Source organism: Stenotrophomonas sp. STK16_22, assembly GCF_051984505.1.
GTDB lineage: Bacteria > Pseudomonadota > Gammaproteobacteria > Xanthomonadales > Xanthomonadaceae > Stenotrophomonas > Stenotrophomonas maltophilia_A.
In genome coordinates, this window is sequence record NZ_CP196972.1 from 1,141,489 (window position 1) to 1,161,226 (window position 19,738).

Consider the following 19,738-nt stretch of genomic DNA (forward strand, 5'->3'; position numbering starts at 1 on the left):
GCCATCGCGCGGGCCCGTGCCTGACCGGATACACCATGACTGCTTTCGACAAACACCAGGTTTCCCGCTTCCGCTTCGTCCGCTGCGAATTCGCCGCGGACACCGGCGTGGCCAAGCTGGTCTACGCCTTTGATGACGGCCCGGAGATGGTGGAAACCATCACCGTGCCGGGCGCCCCGTTCGTGCTGGACGAAGCGCGTACCGCCGCTGTGCAGCGCGCGCTGCAGCTGCTGCACCTGATCGCCGGTGTCAGCTACTACAAGGCGGGCGTGCCGGAGACGGTCAGCATCGACAGCTACGCCATCGATGCCGATACCGCTGCGCTGGTGGAGACGGTCTACCTCAATGGCCTGGGTGAATTTGCCTACCGCAACGGCCTGAACCTGCGCGGGCGGTTCCGCCTGCCGGTGCAGGGCGAGGCAGTGCAGGCGCCGGTGCTGGGCCTGCAGCCGCACGCGCTGGTGGCGATCGGTGGCGGCAAGGATTCGCTGGTCAGCATCGAAGCGCTGCGCCGTGCCGGCGTGGACGAGACGGTGACCTGGATCGGTGGCTCGCAGCTGATCCGTGCCTGCGCTGAACGCACCGGCCTGCCGACGCTGAACCTGGGCCGCGCGCTGGCGCCGGAACTGTTCGAGCTGAACCGCCAGGGTGCGTGGAACGGGCATATCCCGGTCACTGCGGTGAACTCGGCGATCATGGTGCTGGCCGCGCTGCTGCAGGGCGTGGACCAGGTGGTGTTCTCCAACGAACGTTCGGCCAGCTACGGCAGCCAGATTCCGGGCACCGGCGAAGTGAACCACCAGTGGTCCAAGGGCTGGGCATTCGAGCAGGCGTTCGGCAGCCATGTGCAGACGCACGTAGCGGCGGACCTGCAGTACTACTCGCTGCTGCGCCCGATGTCGGAGCTGGCAGTGGCCCGCCAGTTCGCCAAGACCGATTTCTACGACGCGCATTTCTCCAGCTGCAACCGCAACTTCCACATCCTCGGCGAGCGCCCGGTGAACCGCTGGTGCGGTGTCTGCCCGAAGTGCCATTTCGTGTTCCTGGCGCTGGCCCCGTTCATGCCCAAGACGCGCCTGGTGCGCATCTTCGGCCGCAACCTGCTGGACGATGCCGAGCAGGCCGGCGGCTTCGACGCGCTGCTGGAATTCCAGGACCACAAGCCGTTCGAGTGCGTGGGCGAAGGCCGCGAATCGCGTGCGGCGATGGCGACCCTGGCGCAGCGCCCGGAGTGGAAGGAAGACGTGCTGGTGAAGCGCTTCTGCAATGAGATCCAGCCGCAGCTGGATGCCGCCGAACTGGAACTGGCATCGCTGCTGCAGCTGCAGGGCGAGCACCGCGTTCCGGCTGCGCTGTGGGAACGGGTGCGTGAAGATTTCGAAGCTTGAAGGAAAGCGCGTTGCGCTGTGGGGCTGGGGCCGTGAGGGCCGCGCCGCGTTTGCGGTGCTGCGCGAGCGCCTGCCCACGCTTGGCCTGAGCCTGTTCTGCCCGGCGGCCGAAGTGGAGGCCGCGCGTGCGGAAACACAGGGCGTGCTGGATGTGCGTGGCGAGCCTTCTGCTGAAGCGCTGGCCGCGTTCGACGTGGTGATCAAGTCGCCCGGCATCAGCCCCTACCAGCCGGTCGCGCTGGCGGCGGCGGGGCAGGGCACCACCTTCATCGGTGGCACCGCGCTGTGGTTTGCCGAACATGCAGGTGCCGATGGCATCGTGCACGACACCGTGTGCGTGACCGGCACCAAGGGCAAGAGCACCACCACCGCGCTGGTCGCGCACCTGCTGCGTGCCGCCGGCCACCGCACCGGCCTGGTCGGCAACATCGGCCTGCCGCTACTGGAAGTGCTGGACCCGCAGCCCGTACCCGCGTACTGGGCGGTGGAACTGTCCAGCTACCAGACCGGCGAAGTGGCGCGCAGTGGCGCCCATCCGCAGGTAGCGGTGGTGCTGAACCTGTTCCCGGAGCACCTGGACTGGCACGGCAGCGAGCAGCGTTACATCGACGACAAGCTGCGGCTGGTGACTGAAGCCGCGCCGCGCATTGCCGTGCTCAATGCCGCCGATCCGCACCTGGCCGTGCTGTCACTGCCCGATAGCGAGGTGGTCTGGTTCAACCAGCCGCAGGGCTGGCACATGCGCGGTGACATCGTGCATCGCGGCGAGCAGGCGGTGTTCGATACCCGCAACACGCCGCTGCCGGGTCGCCACAACCGCGGCAACCTGTGTGCGGTACTGGCGGCGCTGGAAGCGCTGGGGCTGGACGCCGTGGCGCTGGCACCGGCGGTGCAGGATTTCCGTCCGCTGCCGAATCGCCTGCAGCGCATCGGCGCGGCCGATGGCCTGACCTACGTCAACGATTCGATCAGCACCACGCCGCATGCCAGCCTGGCCGCGCTGGAGTGCTTCGCCGGCCAGCGCATCGCGCTGCTGGTGGGCGGGCATGACCGTGGCCTGGACTGGACCGATTTCATGCAGCACATGGCGCACGACGTGCCGCCGGTGGAGATCGTGACGATGGGCAGCAACGGCCCGCGCATCCACGCGATGCTGCAGCCGCTGGCCGATGCCGGTCGCTTCGGTCTGCACGCGGCGGCGGATCTGCCCGAGGCAATGGCGCTGGCACGTGCCGCGCTGGGTTCTGAGGGCGGGGTGGTATTGCTGTCGCCGGGCGCGCCTAGTTTCGGCGCCTACCGTGACTACGTGGCGCGTGGCCGCCATTTCGCTGAGCTGGCTGGGTTTGACCCGGAGAGCATCAGCGCGATTCCCGGGCTGGGTATCGCTTGAAGGTAGTGCCGGCCGCTGGCCGGCAACCTCCGGAGAAATTCATCCACGCATGGCGTGGATCTACTGCTCCTCATCGATGAACGCGTAGCCGCCTTCGATCAGCTGCTGCAGGTACGCATCGAAGCTGGGCGCGATCACCGCATAGCTGTCCGGATCGTGCAGGTAGCGCACCACCTGGCCGACCGCGCCGCCCGGCGCGGGATCAAAATCCAGGTACAGCATCGAGGTGCCGCCGTTGTTCATGCAGTGCGAGAAGCACAGGCGGCGGTTCATCGGCAGATCGGCGTCGATGCCCTCACCCAGGATCTCCGGTTCGTCATCCAGCCACTCTTCGTAGATGGAACGGATGCTGTCGTCCCACTGCTGCTGGTCCTCGAAGATCTGCGCGACCGAGCGCAGGTAATAGGGGTAATCGCCCACATCTGAACCCAGCATCAGCACGCAGACCTCACCGCCGGGATACTCGCGGAAATGGGTGCCATCCACGCGGGACAACAGTTCCACCAGGCTGTCCGGCACCTGCGGCCACTGCGCACGCAGGCGCTGCAGGTCTTCGGCGCTGGCGCCCTGGACCCAAGCCCACTGGGCGGCATCGTCGGCAGGCAGACGCGGAACAAGGCCAGACAGGAAGCGATCAACAAGATTCATGCGAAAAAAGGGGACGGAGGGGATTAAGTCGTATCCAACCACACCTGCGTCACGTCGCCAATGCAGAATGCGACGCGGGAGGGGCGAATACGGCTTAATCCCCTCCGTCCCCTTTTTCTTGCGGAGCAGGCGCATGAATCGTTGGCGATGCGGTGTGGCGGTGGTTCTGGGGCTGGCGGCGATGCCGGCGTGGGCGGCGATGAAGACGCAGCCGGTGGAGTGGAAGCACCAGGGCACGACTTTCAGCGGCGTGCTGGTCTATGACGACGGCGACAACGATAAGCGCCCCGGGCTGGTGATGGTGCCGAACTGGAAAGGCGTGAACGAATCGGCGGTCGAGAAGGCCAAGCAGCTGGCTGGCGATGACTATGTGGTGCTGGTGGCCGATGTCTACGGCAAGAGCGTGCGGCCGAAGACCGATGCCGAGGCCGGGCCGGTGGCCAGCAAGCTGCGCAACGATCGGCCGCTGCTGCGTGCGCGTGCGCTGGAGGCGGTGAACGTGCTCAAGGCGCAGGCCGGCAAGGCGCCGCTCGATGCCAGCCGGATCGGTGCGGTGGGCTTCTGTTTCGGTGGCACCACGGTGCTGGAGCTGGCCCGTGCCGGTGCGCCGCTGGCAGGGGTGGTCAGCCTGCACGGCGGGCTGGGTTCGCCGCTGCCGGCACAGGCTGGTGGCAGCCACCCGTCGGTGCTGGTGCTCAATGGCGCCGACGACACCAGCGTGACCGCCGAGGACATCGGCAGCTTCCAGAAAGAAATGAACGCGGCCAAGGTCGATTGGGAATTCACCAACTACAGCGGCGCGGTGCACTGCTTTGCCGAGCGCGATGCCAACAGCCCGCCGGGCTGCCAGTACAACGAGCGCGCGGCGAAGCGTGCGTGGAAGGCGCTGGATGAGTTCTTCGAGGAGCGCTTCGAGAAACGTTGAACCGTGCAGCGGTAGTGCCGGCCGCTGGCCGGCATTCCCGTGACATCCGCAGCATCATGAGGTTGCCGGCCAGCGGCCGGCACTACAATGCGGTAAACGCGATCGGTCGGTAGTCACCGATGTTTCCGTGCCGACCGTTGGTCGGCACACCTCAATGCGAGCGCTGCACCGCGTAGCGGGCCAGGCCGCGCAGGGCCGCCACGGCATCATTGTCGGCCAGGCCATCGAGCGCGCGCTCGGCGGCTTCGGCATATTCCTCGGCACGCGCGCGGCTGTACTCCAGGCCGCCGGTGGCACGGATCGCGGCCAGCACTTCCGGCATCGCCGAGGCGTCGCCGTCCTGCACGATGGTGCGCAGGCGTTCGCGGGTGGCGGCGTCCGAATGGGCCATGGCATGGATCAGCGGCAGCGTGGCCTTGCCCTCGGCGAGGTCGTCACCCAGGTTCTTGCCCAGCTCCTCGGCATTGGCCGAGTAGTCCAGCACGTCGTCGGCGATCTGGAACGCGTAGCCCAGGTGCATGCCGTAGTCGAACAGGGCCTGTTGGGTGGCTTCGTCCACGCCGCTGGCCAGCGCACCCAGACGGGTGCCGGCGGCGAACAGCACCGCGGTCTTGCGCTCGATCACGCGCAGGTAGGCGGCTTCGTCGGTATCCGGGTTGTGCACGTGCAGCAGCTGCAGCACTTCACCCTCGGCGATGCGGTTGGTGGCATCGGCCAGGATCTGCATCACCGACATGCGCTCCAGCTCGACCATCAGCTGGAAGCTGCGCGAGTACAGGAAGTCGCCGACCAGCACGCTGGGCGCGTTGCCCCACAGGGCGTTGGCGGTGCTGCGGCCACGGCGCAGGCTGGATTCGTCCACCACGTCGTCGTGCAGCAGGGTGGAGGTGTGGATGAACTCGATGATCGCCGCCAGCTGGTGGTGGTCCGGGCCGGCCTGGCCGACCGCATGGCCGGCCAGCATCACCAGCATCGGGCGCAGGCGCTTGCCGCCGGCGGAAATGATGTGGTCGGCGATCTGGTTGATCAGCACGACGTCCGAGGACAGGCGGCGCCGGATCAGGGCGTCGACGGCGGCCATGTCGGCCGCGGCAAGCGACTGGATCTGGGGCAGGCCCAGGGCGGGACGGGTGTCTTCGGTGATGGTCATGCGATCAGGCTTTCAGGCTCATCGCTGATTATAGGCGTTGCCTGTGAATTCGGGCGCAAACCGGGCAGGCCGGCGTCTGCGGCCCGGCCACGGATGCCGCCTGCGTGAATACGTATGCAGGTTGCGCCATGCCCGTGAGGCCACCGCTAAGCTTGCGGCATCAGGATTTCGGCCCGCTCCCGGCGGGTCCCGCACGCCCGGAGGGGGGCTGTCGATGTCGCACTATCCATGGTGGCGCGGAGCCGTCATCTACCAGATCTACCCGCGCAGTTTCCTTGACGCCAACGGCGACGGGGTAGGCGACCTGCCGGGCATCATCCAGCGCCTGGACCACATCGCAACGCTGGGCGTGGACGCGATCTGGATCTCGCCGTTCTTCAAATCGCCGATGGCCGACTTCGGCTACGACATCGCCGACTACCGCGACGTCGACCCGCTGTTCGGCAGCCTGGACGACTTCGACCGCCTGCTGGCCAAGGCGCACGGTCTGGGCCTGAAGGTGATGATCGACCAGGTGCTGAGCCATACCTCGATCGAGCACGCCTGGTTCCGCGAGAGCCGCCAGGACCGGACCAACCCCAAGGCCGACTGGTACGTGTGGGCGGACCCGCGCGAGGACGGCACGCCGCCCAATAACTGGCTGTCGCTGTTCGGCGGCGGCGCCTGGCAGTGGGAGCCGCGCCGAGAGCAGTACTACCTGCACAACTTCCTGGTCGACCAGCCGGACCTGAACTTCCATCACCCGGACGTGCAGCAGGCCACCCTGGACAACGTGCGCTTCTGGCTGGACCGCGGCGTGGATGGCTTCCGCCTGGATGCGATCAACTTCTGCTTCCATGACGCGCAGCTGCGCGACAACCCGGCCAAGCCGGCGGAGAAGCGCTTCGGTCGCGGCTTCAGCCCGGACAACCCGTACGCCTACCAGTACCACTATTACAACAACACCCAGCCGGAGAACCTGCCGTTCCTGGAGAGGCTGCGCGCGCTGCTGGACGAGTACCCGGGGGCGGTCAGCCTGGGTGAGATCTCCTCGGAGGACTCGCTGGCCACCACCGCCGAGTACACCCGCGATGGCCGCCTGCACATGGGCTACAGCTTCGAGCTGCTGGTGGACGATTACAGCGCGGCCTACATCCGCGACACGGTCTCGCGGCTGGAAGCGGCAATGACCGAAGGCTGGCCGTGCTGGGCGGTTTCGAATCACGATGTGGAGCGGGCGGTCAGCCGCTGGGGCGGCCACCCGGCTGACCCGCGCCTGGCGAGGATGCTGGTGGCGATGCTGTGCTCGCTGCGCGGCTCGGTCTGCCTGTACCAGGGCGAGGAACTGGGCCTGGCCGAGGCCGAGGTGCCGTTCGAGGCCCTGCAGGACCCCTATGGCATCACCTTCTGGCCCAACTTCAAGGGCCGCGATGGCTGCCGGACCCCACTGCCGTGGACCGACGCGCCGCTGGCCGGTTTCACCGCCGGCCAGCCGTGGCTGCCGATTCCGCCCGAGCACCGCGCCGCGGCCGTGGCGGTGCAGGAGCGCGACCCGGACTCGGTCCTGGCTGCGTTCCGCGGGTTCCTGGCCTGGCGGCATAGCCAGCCGGCACTCCTGCATGGCAGCATCCGATTCATCGAAAGCGCCGAGCCAGTGCTGCTGTTCGAGCGTATGCTTGCAGATGAAACCCTCCTGCTGGCCTTCAACCTGTCGGCCGAGGCGGTGAGCCATCCGCTGCCGCCGGGCAACTGGCAGCAGGTGGCGGTGCCAGGCCCGGATGCGGGCACGGTGCAGGGCAATGAACTCCAGCTGCCGCCGCGCGCGGTGTATTGCGCCCGACGCAGCTGACCGTTTTCTCCGGTGGCGGTACTTGCGGGGACGGGGCCGAAGCGCCCCGTCCCTTTTTTGTGGGTGGGATTCCGGTGAAGGGCATCCACGCATGGCGTGGATCTACTGGGGATGGCCCTTATCCACGCCATGCGTGGATGGGCCTTGCCGACCAACGGCCGGCATCCGCGCAAAAGAAAACCCGCTGCCTGCGCAGCGGGTTTCCGATGAGTCCCTGCCGGCCAGCGGCCGGCACTACCCGGTCGTGGTCAGAACTTGTAGTTCACGCCCAGCATGTAGGTGCGGCCCCACTCGATGTATTCCAGCGGGCGGTCCTTGCTGCCGGCGTAGGTGCGGTATGGCTCGTTGGTCAGGTTGCTGCCCTGCAGCAGCAGGGTCAGCCCGCGCAGGCTGCTGCTGTCGCTGAAGGTGTAGCTGACCTGTGCATCGGTCACGTTCTCGCCCACCACGTAACGCAGCGTGCGATTGCCGTTGAAGTTGCCGATCTCACCGATGAAGTCCGAACGGCGGCGCTGGCTCACACGTGCTTCAAAGCCGCTGCGCTCGTAGTAGGCGGTGAAGTTGTACACGCGCTTGGACAGTCCCGGCAGGCTGATCGGGTCGGTGCCCACACTGGAGGCGCTCTCCGGATCCAGGATGGTGATGTCGCTCTTGTTGAAGGTCGCGCTGGCCTGCACGCCGAAGCCGCGCAGGCTGTCGGTCAGCATCTCCAGCGGGAACGACCCGGTCAGCTCCAGCCCCTTCAACGTGCCGCCCTTGCCGTTCTGCGGCGTGGAGAAGGTGCCGGTGGTCAGCACCGGTGCGGTCATGCCCGGCGGTGGCACGTAGTTGCCGAGCAGGCCGCTGAAGTCGTAGTTGTCCACCGATTGCGTGTATACGTAGCTCTTCAGGTCCTTGTAGAAGATCGCCGCAGCCACGTAGGCCTTCTCGCCGAAGTACTTCTCATAGGACAGATCCAGCGCGGTGGCGCGCCACGGATCCAGCAGTGGATTGCCACCGCTGCCACCGGGGCGGCCATTGTTGGTATCCACGCCGAATTCCAGGCCGGCACGCATCTGGTCCACGCGCGGGCGCGCGACCTGCTTGGCGGCGGCGAATCGCAGCGTCTGCTGGTGCGGGAACATGAACACCAGGTTCAAGCTTGGCAGCCAATCCTTGTAGGTCTTGCCGGCAGAGAAGGGCTGGATGTTGCTGCCCGCCGGCTGCGAGCTGTCCCAGTAGCGCGAATCCGAGCTCTGGTCGGTGTGCTGCATCTGCACGCCGATGTTGCCGCGCACGCCGACCACGCCGATGTCGGTGTTGATGTTCAGGCGTGCCCACGCCGTGGTGATCTTCTCCTCGACCGTCCAGGATTTCGGAATCAGGTAGTCCAGGTTGTCGACCGGGTTGAAGGTCATGTAACGACCGACGGCTGCCGGCACATTCCACGACGGGATGTAGCCAATGCCGGCGAAACCGAGGTTGACCGGGCGGTACTGCAGGTCCGGTGCGATGGTGGATTCGCCTTGGGCGCCGAGCAGGATGTTGCCTTCGGCCTGGGCCTTCTGCTTGCGGCGGTCGGCATAGTTCACGCCCACGTCCACATCCGAGAACCAGCTGGACATGGCCTCGGGAACCGGCAGCGTCGCCGCCAGCTTGGCGCCCTTCAAGCGGTCTTCGACCTCTGGCACCTTGCCGTAGCCGGAACCATAGATCGTGTTGGTCAGGAACAGGCTGTCCGGATTGGAATAGTCGCGCCCCGGTGTGATCTGCGAGAAGCTGTTGTTGTTCACCACCAGGCCGATCGTGTCGAACTGCGGGCGCGGCACCAGCTGCAGGTTGTTTTCCAGGTTGATCTCGCGGCGGGTCGCCTTGGAGTAGTTCAGGTCGGCGACCAGCTTCACGCCACCGACGTTGAACTCGTTGTTCCAGCCGAACGCATCGATCTTGTCCTTGCGCTTGTTGTACATGCCGCGCACCAGCGGGTATGCATTGTTGATCGTGCCGCCGGTGAAGCTGCCATCGGCATTGCGGCCGACATTGCTGAACACCGGCAGGATCGCGTTGGGGTTGTTGCTGTCCTCGCCGTTGCCGCTGAGGCTCAGCTCGAACTGGTTGGCGGTGTCGATCTGCTCGGCTTCGGTGTGGAACGCATCGAAGGTGCTGGTCCAGCTGTTGCTGGGGCGGAACTGGATCGTTGCCATCACACCGTCGCGCTTGTTGTTGCCGGTACGGCGCAGCGCCTTGATGCCATCGGTGAAGTAGGTGCCAGGTGCGATTCCGCGACGCTCGCCCTTGTCGGTGTGTTCGGTGGTCCACGGCTCGTACAGGCCGACCTGGTTCTCCTGGATCGGCATGTCGCTGTGCGCGTAGCCAATGGCGATGCCCAGGGTGTTGTCGAAGAACTGGTCGATGTAACTGGCGCTGAAACGGTTGCCATACGGATCGATGTTGGCGGCGCGGCCCAGGGAGCTCTTCTGGTAGCGGCCGCTGACTGCGATCACGCGCTCGCCGAAGCTGAGCGGGCGCGCGGTCTGCATGTCGATGGTGCCCGACAGGCCCTGCCCGACCAGCGCCGCGTCCGGGGTCTTGTACACGGTCACGCCGTTGACCAGCTCGGACGGGTACTGGTCGAATTCGACGCCGCGGTTGTCGCCGGTGCTGACCACTTCACGGCCATTGAGCAGGGTGGTGGCGAAGTCGGGCGACAGGCCACGCACACTGATCACCTGCGCACGGCCGGCCACGCGCTGGGCAGCCAGGCCGGGCAGGCGCGAGATGGATTCGGCGATGCTGACGTCGGGCAGTTTGCCGATGTCTTCGGCGGAGATCGCTTCGACCACCGAGGTGGCGTCCTGCTTGATCGCGATTGCGTTCTCGATGCCGCGGCGGATGCCGGTGACCTGCACCGTATCCAGGTTGGTGGCGGCGGTGGCGGCCGGCGTGGTGGTGCTCTGCGTGGACTGTGCCGACGCCAGCGTCGGCGCCAGGACAACGGCCAGCGCGATGCTCAGCGCGCTGCGCTTGTGGTTCAACATTTTCCCCTCCCAGGCAATGTTGCAGATCGATTCGTGAACGTCCCGGAGTGACCGTGGACGTGCGACGCGGTGGCCGCTGTCGTCGCCGCTATGGTAGGCAGCGCGTTCTTCGCGGGAATCACCCTGCATACGTATTCAATGGCGTTTGCAGGGATGTAATCGCTTTCAGGTTCTGTTTGCGGTAGTGCCGGCCGCTGGCCGGCAATCGCGTTCACCGGGTTGCCGTCCAGCGGCCGGCACTACCGCGGCATTCAAAGCGGCGTGAAACGAATGGCCTGCCCACCCCCCGGTGCCAGCACCAGCGTCAGCACATCGGCGCTGGTCACCTCTCGGGTTTCGCGCGCGAATGCGAAGGGATTGCTGCGGAAATCCGCGCCCTCGCCATCGCGGTAGATCTCGGCGCGATAGCGCACGCCCGGCTCCAGGAAGCCCAGCGACACCGGCAGCACGCGGCCGTGCTCGTCGGTGATGCTGCCGAGGAACCAGTCGCGGCTGTTGCGGTCGCGTCGCACGATCGTCGCGTAGTCGCCCACTTCGCCATCGAGCACGCTGCTCTGCTCCCAGTCCACCGCCACGTCTTCGATGAAGCGGAATGCCTCGCGATGCTGCAGGTAGTGCTCGGGCAGGTCGGCGGCCATCTGGATCGGGCTGTACAGCACCACGTACAGCGCCAGTTGGCGGGCCAGCGTGCTGGGGATGGCCTGGCCGTGGCGGCCCTTCAGGCTGAGGATGCCGGGGGTGTAGTCCATTGGCCCGGCCAGCATGCGGGTGAACACCAGGTTGACCTCATGTTCCGGCGGGTTCGGCGGCTGGCCCCAGGCGTTGTACTCCATGCCACGTGCGCCTTCGCGCGAGATCCAGTTGGGATAGGTGCGGCGCAGGCCGGTGTCCTTGATCGGCTCATGCGGGTTCACCGACAGATGGCGGCGCGCAGCCTCCTGCACCACCGTCAGATGGTGGCGGGCCATGAACTGACCGTCGTGCCACTCGCGCCACAGTGGGCCCCCCGTGGGATTGCGGCGGTCGACCTGGCCATCGTCGCAGACGTAGCCGGTCTTGAACTGGTCCACGCCCAGCCGCGCGTACAGGTCCAGCGCAGCGTCCAGCTGCTCCTCGTAGTGCTCGATGGCGCAGCCGGTTTCATGGTGGCCGATCAGGTGCACGCCCTTCTTCAGGCCATACGCCGACAGCGCTTCAATGTCGAAATCGGGCGTGGCACGGGTGAAATCGAAGTCGTAGCCGTTGCCGACCCAGTTGCCGTCCCAGCCCGGGTTCCAGCCTTCCACCAGCACGCCACGGAAGCCGTGTGCGGCGGCGAAGTCGATCACCTTCTTCGTCTTCGCAGTGGTGGCCGCGTGCTTCGGCCCGTTCGCCCAGCTCTCGTTGTCCAGGTGCATCGACCACCACACGCCCAGGTACTTGGCCGGCTTCACCCAGCTCACATCACCCAGCGCATTGGGTTCGTTGAGGTTGAGGACCAGGTCCGATTCGACCAGGCCACCGGCACGGTCGGCAATCTGCAGCGTGCGCCACGGCGTGGCGAAGGGCAGGGCGCGGCGCACCTTCCAGCCTTCTGCCGAGGGTGACAGCTGCGCGCGCAGGCGCTGGCCCTCGGTTCGCCGCAGCCACATGCCGGCATAGTCCACCAGCGCCGCCTCGTGGATCGCCACGTGCAGCCCATCGCGGCTGCGCAGGGTCATCGGCGTATGCACCAGCGGAACCTCGCGCAGCGGCGTGCGCTGGTACAGGTACTCGTAGTGGATCGGTTCGCCGGCAGGGATCCACCACGCGGTGGAATCCTGAGCGATGGCGAACTCGGTCAGCTCGTCATCGATGATGGCTTCGCGCAGGTTCGGCTGCTCGGGGAATACGTAGCGGAAGCCGAGGCCATCGTCGTAGACGCGGAACACCACATCCAGCCGGCGCTTGCTGCCGGTGGTCTCGGCCAGCTGCACGGTCAGTTCGTTGAAGTGGTTGCGGGTGAGCCGGCGTTCGCCCCAGGGCTGTTCCCAGTTGTCATCGACGCTGCGTTGCTGTTGGCCGAGCAGGGCGAAATCCCGGTCCAGGCGCCCATCGCGCAAGGCAAAGCCCAGCTTCGAATCTTCCACCACGGTCTCGCCGAAACGCTCGACGCGATAGCGCGCGGTGCCAACGTCCAGCACCAGGCTGACCTTGAGCACCTTTCCCGGTGATTCGACGCTGGCCACCTGCGGCGCGGCCTGCGCCAGCGTGGCCAGGCCCAGCAGAGTCAGACCGAGCAGGTGCGCGAACACCGCGCGTACAGCAGTGGGTGACATCGGCATTTCCCCTCCCAAGGCGCCGTTGGCAGACCCGGACCATAAGCCAGCACGGCAGGCCCGCTACCGCGCAACGCCATGAATACGTATGCAGCTGGACGCAGCCGACAGCCCCGCGTCTACCATGGGGCCAAGGCACCTTGAGGGAGGGGCCGCGCCCGCCCGCCGGCAACGACGGTGCGGACCTACAACGCGTGCAGAGAGGGAGGGAGGCCGACGGGCGCAAGCCGGTCCGCCGCTTCGATGCTGAAGATCATTTGCCTGACCGCTGCCCTGGGGGCAGCGCTGGGATCGACCGCGCAGGCGGCCGACCTGCAATTCGACGGCCGCCATGCGCGCGCCGAAGCCGCTGCCAAGGGCAGCTACGTGCTGCATGCGCCGAAGGCTGAGGTGCGCATCGCGCCCATGCCGATGCGCAGCCAGACCGGCAGCGTGATGTTCGATGCACTGTTCGCGCTGGCCCAGCAGGAGATGGACCAGGACCGCGTGGATGCGATCCGCGATCCCGCGTTCGACGAAGGCCGGCCGGTGCCATGCGAGTGCTTCCAGACCGGCGCGCGCTGGCCCTACGTGTGGACCCGCGATGTCAGCTTCGCCGCCGACCTGGCGCTGGCGCGGCTGGACCCGCAGCGCACCCGGCAGTCGCTGCAGTTCAAGCTCTCGGCAGCGCGCGATGGCCATACGCCCGGCCTGTTCGTCGCGCAGGACACCGGTTCCGGCGGCAGCTGGCCGATCAGCAGCGACCGGGTGGTGTGGTTCCTGGCGGCACGCCACCTGCTGGACGATCGCGCGTTTGCCGACCAGGTCTGGCAGGCGCTGCAGGGCACGCTGGCGCAGGACCGCGCGATGGTGTTCGACGCGCAGATGGGCCTGTACCGTGGCGAGACCTCGTTCCTGGACTGGCGCGAGCAGACCTATCCGGACTGGACCCGCGAGGACGTGCGCTTCATTGGTGATTCCTACGCACTGTCCACCAACGTGCTGCACTACCAGGCACTGCGCCTGGCCGAGCGGCTGGCCGGCCAGCACGGCGACGCCCGCGCGGCCGAGTACAAGGTGTGGGCCGATGCGCTGGCACAGCAGATCGATGCACGCTTCTGGCGCGAGGATATCGGCCAGTACATGAGCTACATCGGCGAAGCCGCGCACCCGGTGCCGTACGCCAAGGTCGATCTGCTTGGCCTGTCGCTGGGCATCCTCGCCGAGGTGCTGCCGCCCGAGCGCGCGCGCCGTGCACTGGCTGCCTACCCGATGGGGCCGGCCGGCAGCCCGGTGGTCTGGCCGCAGGAATCGCAGCAGCCGATCTACCACAACCGTGCGATCTGGCCGTTTGTCAGTGCCTACTCGCTGCGTGCGGCGCGGCAGCTGGACGATGCGCCGCGCATCGCCGCCGAGATCCGTTCGCTGATGCAGGGCGCGGCGCTGGCCGGTTCCAACATGGAAAACTACGAACTGGTCAGCCAGGCGGTGCATGTCGAGGAAGGTGCGCTGAGCGGCCCGGTGGTCAACTCCGAACGCCAGCTGTGGTCGGTGGCCGGCTATCTGTCGATGGTGGTCGAGGGCGTGTTCGGCGTGCAGGACGATGGCCGCATGCAGCCCAAGCTGCCGGCCGTGCTGGTGCCGGAGCTGTTCGGCACGCATCCCCGCATCACGCTGGAAGCCAGCGGCAGGCGCTATGTGCTGGAGCGCCCGCAGAACGTGGGCGATGGCCTGCTGGTGGCCGGCAGCACCATCACACGTGGCACGACTACCACGGTGCAGCTGGTCGCTGCCCCGGCAGCAACCGGTTTCGCTGCCACGACTGCGGATGCCAACGCGCGTGCGCCCGCAACACCGGCGGCACCGCAGGCCCTGCGCATGGGCACGGGCTGGAACGTTCCGGTGCAAGCCGAGCAGGTTCTGTGGAAGGACGGCAGGGCCCTCGTCGCCAGCAATGGCCCGGTGCACATCAGCGACGATGGCCTGCAGCACTGCCTCAGCCTGACCCGGCGCGAAGGCGCGTTGGAATCGCTGCACAGCCCAATGGTCTGCGTCGGTCCGCAGCAGGTGCTGAAGGGTGCGCAGCGCTGGCCGTTCACCTCGGCCAAGGCCGGGCAGGTTCGCCTGCGCCTGCAATATCGAAACCCGAACGGGCCGATCAACACTGGCGTCACGGCTGCGGTCAAGCAGCTGGTGCTGCAGTGCCCGGGCCAGCCGTTGCAGCGGCATACGGTCACGCTGCCGCACAGCGTGGCCGTGCAGGACTCGACCTCGGCAACATTCACGGTGCCAAAGGGGCGGTGCACGGTCACGCTTGAAGATGGCTTCAACATGAGCGCGCTGCAGCACTTCGCGCACTACACCGGCGGCAAGGGCGGGCGTGATGGTGTGCTCAACCAGGCCCAGGTGCAGGCACTGACGGTGGCGCCGGTGGCGATGGAAGAGGGCGCACGATGAGTCGTCCCGCCAAACCGCAGCTGTCGTTCTGGCAGATCTGGAACATGTGTTTCGGCTTCCTCGGCATCCAGTTCGGGTTCGCCCTGCAGAACGCCAACGCCAGCCGCATCTTCGAGACGCTGGGTGCGGACATCGACGCGGTACCCGGGCTGTGGATTGCCGCGCCGCTGACCGGCCTGCTGGTGCAACCGGTGATCGGTTACCTGTCCGACCGCACCTGGACCCGCTGGGGGCGCCGTCGTCCGTACTTCATGATCGGTGCGGTGTTGACCACGCTGGCGCTGCTGGTGATGCCGAACTCGCCGACGCTGTGGATCGCGGCCGGCACGCTGTGGGTGCTGGATGCTTCGATCAACGTATCGATGGAGCCGTTCCGTGCCTTTGTCGGCGACCAGCTGGCGCCACGCCAGCGTCCGGCCGGCTACGCGATGCAGAGCTTCTTCATCGGCGTGGGCGCCATCGTCGCCAGCTTCCTGCCATTCATCCTGGCCCACTTCGGCGTTGCCAACACCGCGTCCGCCGGGGAAGTGCCCGACACTGTGCGCTATGCGTTCTACTTCGGCGCGGTGGTGCTGCTCGCGGCGATCACCTGGACGGTGGTCAGCACTCGCGAATATTCACCGGCGGAGCTGGCCGGGTTCGATGATGCCGAGCCGCCGGCGCATCACGCGGCGGCCGCGATCAACGGCCCGGCTTCATGGACGCGGGTGACCCTGTGGCTTGGGTTGGGTGTGTTGTTGGCGCTGCTGATCACCTGGCGGCAAGGCGACAGGATGCTGTACGTGCTGGCAGGCCTGTGCGCCGGCTACGGCCTGCTGCTGGCGGCCGCGCGCGCGCTGCCGGCCACGCATATGCTGGCCGCCATCGTCGGCGACCTGCGCGCAATGCCGGTCACCATGCGCCGCCTGGCGTGGGTGCAGTTCTTCTCGTGGTTCGCGCTGTTCGCCATGTGGATCTACACCACCGCTGCGGTGGCCGGTACCCACTTCGGTTCGACCGATCCACAGTCGGCCGCCTACAACGAAGGTGCCAACTGGGTGGGCGTGCTGTTTGGCGCCTACAACGGCTTCGCTGCGCTGGCGGCGGTGCTGATTCCGCCGATGGTGCGTGCGATCGGCCTGCGCTGGAGCCACCTGGTCAACCTGTGGCTGGGTGGCGCCGGCCTGGTCTCGTTGATGTTCATCCGCGACCCGCACTGGCTGCTGCTGTCGATGGTCGGCGTCGGCTTCGCCTGGGCGTCCATTCTTTCGCTGCCCTATGCGCTGTTGTCCGACAGCGTGCCGGCATCGAAGATGGGCGTGTACATGGGCATCTTCAATTTCTTCATCGTGATCCCGCAGCTGGTTGCGGCCAGCGCGCTCGGCTTTGCCCTGCGCGCCTGGCTGGGTGGCCAGCCGATGCATGTGCTGGTGCTGGGCGGCTGCAGCCTGTTCGTTGCCGGCCTGTGCGTGCTGCGGGTTCCGTCCCGTCCGGAGGTGGTGTGATGCGTGGTGCGCTGTCTGTTGCTGTTTCCCTGGTACTGCTGGCCGGCCATGCCGCGGCCGCGCCGCGCCCGGACTACGTCGGCACCACCGAGCCGTTCGCCAGCGATGCGGTGTATTTCGTGGTCACCGACCGCTTCGTCAACGGTGATCCGTCCAACGACCATCGCGACCAGGGCGGCACGCATCGCACCTTCGATATTCCGGTGCCGTGCCCGGACAAGGTGGACGGCAACATCGGCTACCTCGGCGGCGACTTCCGCGGCGTGCTCGACAACGCGCAGTACATCCGCAACCTCGGCTTCGGTGCGGTGTGGATCACGCCCATCGTCGACAACCCGGACGAGGCCTTTACCGGCAGCAAGCCGATCAGCTGTACCAGCACGCTGACCGATCGTGGGAAGACCGGTTACCACGGCTACTGGGGCATCAATTTCTACAAGCTCGACGAGCACCTGCCGAGCAGGGACCTGGACTTCGCCGGGCTGACCAAGGGCCTGCACGGTGCTGGCTTGAAGGTGGTGCTGGATATCGTAGGCAACCACGGTTCGCCGGCCTGGACCATGCCGACACGGCAGCCCCAGTTCGGGCAGATCTTCGACAAGGACGGAAAATTGATCGCCGACCACCAGAACCTGCCACCGCAGAAACTGGATCCGAAGCACAACCCGTTGCACGCGTTCTACAACAACATCGGTCCGGTCGACAGCAAGGACGGCTCGATCTTCGACGGCAACCTGGCCGAGCTGTCGGACTTCAATCAGGACAATCCGGCGGTGATGGACTACCTGGTCGGCGCCTACCTGCAGTGGACCGCGCAGGGCGTGGACGCGTTGCGCATCGACACCATCGGCTGGCTGCCACACCCGTGGTGGCATGAATTCGTCAAGCGCATCCGCGCCGAGCATCCGGGCATGTTCATGTTCGGCGAAGCGTTCGACTACGATGCCGCGCGCATCGCCGAGCACACCTGGCCCGCCAACGCGAACGTGAGCGTGCTGGATTTCCCGTTGCGCGGCGCACTGGAGCAGAGCTTCGGCACCGCCAACAAGGGCTTCGAGACCCTGGCTGAGCCACTGCACTTGAGCGGTGGCCCGTATGCCAATCCGTACGAGCTGATGAGCTTCTACGACAACCACGACATGCCGCGCCTTCAGGCCAGTGACAACGGCTTCATCGATGCGCACAACTGGCTGTTCACCGCGCGCGGCATTCCGGTGGTCTATTACGGTTCGGAGACGGGCTTCATGCGTGGCCGTGCCGAGCATGCCGGCAATCGTGCGTACTTCGGCCAGCCGCGTGTGGATGCGGCGCCGAAGAGCCCGATCTTCGCGCCGCTGCAGCGTATCGCCAGGCTGCGCGAAGCCACCCCGGCGCTGCAGCGCGGCCTGCAGGTGAACGAGCGCCTGCAGGGCGATGAGGCAGTGTTCTTCCGCGTGCTGCAGCATGGCGAGGTGGCGCAGACCGCGCTGGTGCTGCTGAACAAGGGCGACAGGGCAAAGAGCTTCACTGTGTCGCGTTACGTCCAGGCGGGCCGCTGGCGCGATGCGCTGGACGGCGGTTCGTTGCAGGTGAACGGTCTGCTGAAGGCCGACGTGCCCGCGCACGGCGTGAAGGTCTATGTGCTGGACGCTGCCGTGCAGCAGCCGGCGCTGCAGGCCGAGCTGGACAAGGCGATGGCCGACCAGAAGGCGCGGGACCAGCGTCTGGGGCGGTAGTGCCGGCCGCTGGCCGGCAACCCATGAATCCATGGCACCTGCCTACCGCTCTGGTGGGTGCCAACCTTGGTTGGCACGCTCTTCGAGCAGTCGAGCAAGCTCGACTCTACAATAGACATCCCTCACGCCCCGCCGTACCGCCATGACCGACCTCGCCCCGCAGACCCCGATCGAAACCCTGCTGAAGGCGGCGATGGACGGGGCGGTGCCGATCCGCGCCTTCATGGAGGCCTTCGTCGCTTCCGAGGTAGTGCTGCTGACCGGCAGCCTGGTCACCCCGGACGGCAGCGGCTTCGACCCGCTGCTGTTCGACAAGCAGGGCACCCTGCATGTGGCGGTGTTCACCGATCCGTCGCGGGTGGGCGTCTACAGCCAGCAGGCCGAACACCAGATCCGCTGGCTGATGCTGGACGTGCTGCGCCGCGTGCCGGGTGGCTATGGCGTGGTGATCAATCCGGGCACTTCGCTGGGCTTTGAGATTTCGCCAAGCGGCATCGGCGAGATCCTGAAGGACTTCGCCCAGGGCTGAACCGCCACCGCGCTATATTTGTAGAGTCGAGCCATGCTCGACTGCCTTTCGCACAGTGCCAGATCAGTCGAGCATGGCTCGACTCTACAGAACGCTTCCCCATCGAGGCATTGCCATGGAATTCAAGGTATTACCCGCCGGCGCACCGGGACGGCAGCAGTTGGCCCGGTGGTACCACGCCGAATGGGGCCGCGACGCCGGCCTGTCGCTGGAACAGGAACTGCAGCGGCTGAACACACCTCAGGACGCCGAGGGTTTCCCGCACCTGATCGCCGCCTTCGATGGAGACCAGGTGGTCGGTGCCGTGCAGCTCAAGCGCCGGGAAATGCAGGCCTTCCCGCAGTACGAGCATTGGCTGGGCAGCGTGTTCGTGGCCGATAGTCATCGCGGGCGTGGGCTGGCTGGCGCGCTGGTCGAACAGGCCGCGGCGCAGGCGGTGCGGATGGGCGTTTCCGAACTGTACCTGCAGACCGAATCGTTGGATGGCGGCCTGTATGCGCGGTTGGGCTGGAAGCCGCTGCAGGAAGCCGACAACCGCAGCCACCGCGTGCTGGTGATGGTGCGCAGGTTGGCCGCATGAGCGCCGCAACGGCCCGGCACTCCCGCTCAGCACTGATCTTCCTGATCGCAGCCATCGTTGCCGCACTGGTCTCCATGCCCCTGCTGCGCGCGGTGGGCATGGTGCTGTGGCCGGTCTTCGCCATTGCCTGGCTGATCAACCTGGGCGCGGCGTGGCATCTGGCGCAGTGGGCGCGCCAGCAGGGCCGGTCGGCCTGGGCCTTCGGGTTGCCGGCGGGGCTCGGTACCGTCGCCTCGATCGTGGTCTATGTGCTGCTGGCGTTGCTGGGGCCGAAGGCGACGGTGCGCTGAAGCTTCTCGGTCACCGTGGGCAGTATGCCGAGCATGGCTCGGCACTACAGTAAGGCCGAGC

14 protein-coding genes are annotated in these 19,738 nt (G+C 66.8%); 10 read left to right on the forward strand and 4 right to left on the reverse strand.

Annotation, left to right across the window (positions count from 1 at the left end):
- Positions 1 to 35 precede the first annotated feature (35 nt).
- On the forward strand, positions 36 to 1,388 hold the full coding sequence (gene murL, locus ACSYAO_RS05240; RefSeq protein ID WP_134951844.1) for a UDP-N-acetyl-alpha-D-muramoyl-L-alanyl-L-glutamate epimerase: 1,353 nt from the start codon (positions 36 to 38) through the stop codon (positions 1,386 to 1,388).
- The gene (gene murD, locus ACSYAO_RS05245) at positions 1,369 to 2,778 is read left to right on the forward strand and encodes a UDP-N-acetylmuramoyl-L-alanine--D-glutamate ligase (RefSeq protein ID WP_100437483.1); all 1,410 of its coding nucleotides are present in this window, start codon (positions 1,369 to 1,371) and stop codon (positions 2,776 to 2,778) included. The genes murL and murD overlap by 20 nt, the downstream gene beginning before the upstream one ends.
- A gap of 60 nt (positions 2,779 to 2,838) precedes the next feature.
- On the opposite strand, the gene ACSYAO_RS05250 is transcribed toward murD, so the two are convergent.
- On the reverse strand, positions 2,839 to 3,426 hold the full coding sequence (locus ACSYAO_RS05250) for an SMI1/KNR4 family protein (protein WP_100437484.1): 588 nt from the start codon (positions 3,424 to 3,426) through the stop codon (positions 2,839 to 2,841).
- A 133-nt stretch (positions 3,427 to 3,559) separates the two neighbouring features.
- Here ACSYAO_RS05250 and ACSYAO_RS05255 point away from each other — a divergent pair, with 133 nt between their 5' ends.
- Positions 3,560 to 4,351 carry a dienelactone hydrolase family protein gene (locus ACSYAO_RS05255; protein WP_100437485.1) on the forward strand — a complete coding sequence of 264 codons (792 nt, stop codon included), beginning with the start codon at positions 3,560 to 3,562 and terminating at the stop codon, positions 4,349 to 4,351.
- Between the two features lie 151 nt (positions 4,352 to 4,502).
- On the opposite strand, the gene ACSYAO_RS05260 is transcribed toward ACSYAO_RS05255, so the two are convergent.
- Positions 4,503 to 5,501 carry a polyprenyl synthetase family protein gene (locus ACSYAO_RS05260; protein WP_100437486.1) on the reverse strand — a complete coding sequence of 333 codons (999 nt, stop codon included), beginning with the start codon at positions 5,499 to 5,501 and terminating at the stop codon, positions 4,503 to 4,505.
- A gap of 214 nt (positions 5,502 to 5,715) precedes the next feature.
- Between ACSYAO_RS05260 and ACSYAO_RS05265 the strand changes: the two genes are divergently transcribed.
- Positions 5,716 to 7,329 (forward strand): alpha-glucosidase, encoded by a 1,614-nt coding sequence (locus ACSYAO_RS05265; RefSeq protein ID WP_100437487.1) that lies wholly within the window; start codon positions 5,716 to 5,718, stop codon positions 7,327 to 7,329.
- Between the two features lie 248 nt (positions 7,330 to 7,577).
- Here ACSYAO_RS05265 and ACSYAO_RS05270 read toward each other — a convergent pair whose 3' ends face one another.
- Positions 7,578 to 10,346 (reverse strand): TonB-dependent receptor, encoded by a 2,769-nt coding sequence (locus tag ACSYAO_RS05270; RefSeq protein WP_032129600.1) that lies wholly within the window; start codon positions 10,344 to 10,346, stop codon positions 7,578 to 7,580.
- Between the two features lie 251 nt (positions 10,347 to 10,597).
- A complete protein-coding gene (locus ACSYAO_RS05275) occupies positions 10,598 to 12,649 on the reverse strand; it encodes a glycoside hydrolase family 97 protein (protein ID WP_197655665.1) in 2,052 nt (683 codons plus the stop codon).
- A gap of 237 nt (positions 12,650 to 12,886) precedes the next feature.
- Here ACSYAO_RS05275 and ACSYAO_RS05280 point away from each other — a divergent pair, with 237 nt between their 5' ends.
- From ACSYAO_RS05280 to ACSYAO_RS05305, 6 genes are all read left to right on the forward strand, one after another.
- Positions 12,887 to 15,079, forward strand: coding sequence for a Six-hairpin glycosidase-like protein (locus ACSYAO_RS05280; RefSeq protein WP_100437489.1), 2,193 nt, complete (start codon positions 12,887 to 12,889; stop codon positions 15,077 to 15,079).
- Positions 15,076 to 16,563, forward strand: coding sequence for an MFS transporter (locus ACSYAO_RS05285; RefSeq protein ID WP_100437490.1), 1,488 nt, complete (start codon positions 15,076 to 15,078; stop codon positions 16,561 to 16,563). The genes ACSYAO_RS05280 and ACSYAO_RS05285 overlap by 4 nt, the downstream gene beginning before the upstream one ends.
- The gene (locus ACSYAO_RS05290) at positions 16,563 to 18,278 is read left to right on the forward strand and encodes an alpha-amylase family glycosyl hydrolase (RefSeq protein WP_100437491.1); all 1,716 of its coding nucleotides are present in this window, start codon (positions 16,563 to 16,565) and stop codon (positions 18,276 to 18,278) included. The genes ACSYAO_RS05285 and ACSYAO_RS05290 overlap by 1 nt, the downstream gene beginning before the upstream one ends.
- A 142-nt stretch (positions 18,279 to 18,420) precedes the next feature.
- On the forward strand, positions 18,421 to 18,807 hold the full coding sequence (locus tag ACSYAO_RS05295; protein WP_100437492.1) for an SseB family protein: 387 nt from the start codon (positions 18,421 to 18,423) through the stop codon (positions 18,805 to 18,807).
- 115 nt (positions 18,808 to 18,922) lie between these two features.
- On the forward strand, positions 18,923 to 19,387 hold the full coding sequence (locus ACSYAO_RS05300) for a GNAT family N-acetyltransferase (RefSeq protein WP_100437493.1): 465 nt from the start codon (positions 18,923 to 18,925) through the stop codon (positions 19,385 to 19,387).
- Positions 19,384 to 19,677, forward strand: a complete 294-nt coding sequence (locus tag ACSYAO_RS05305; protein ID WP_100437494.1) for a hypothetical protein — start codon at positions 19,384 to 19,386, stop codon at positions 19,675 to 19,677. The genes ACSYAO_RS05300 and ACSYAO_RS05305 overlap by 4 nt, the downstream gene beginning before the upstream one ends.
- Positions 19,678 to 19,738: the final 61 nt, after the last annotated feature.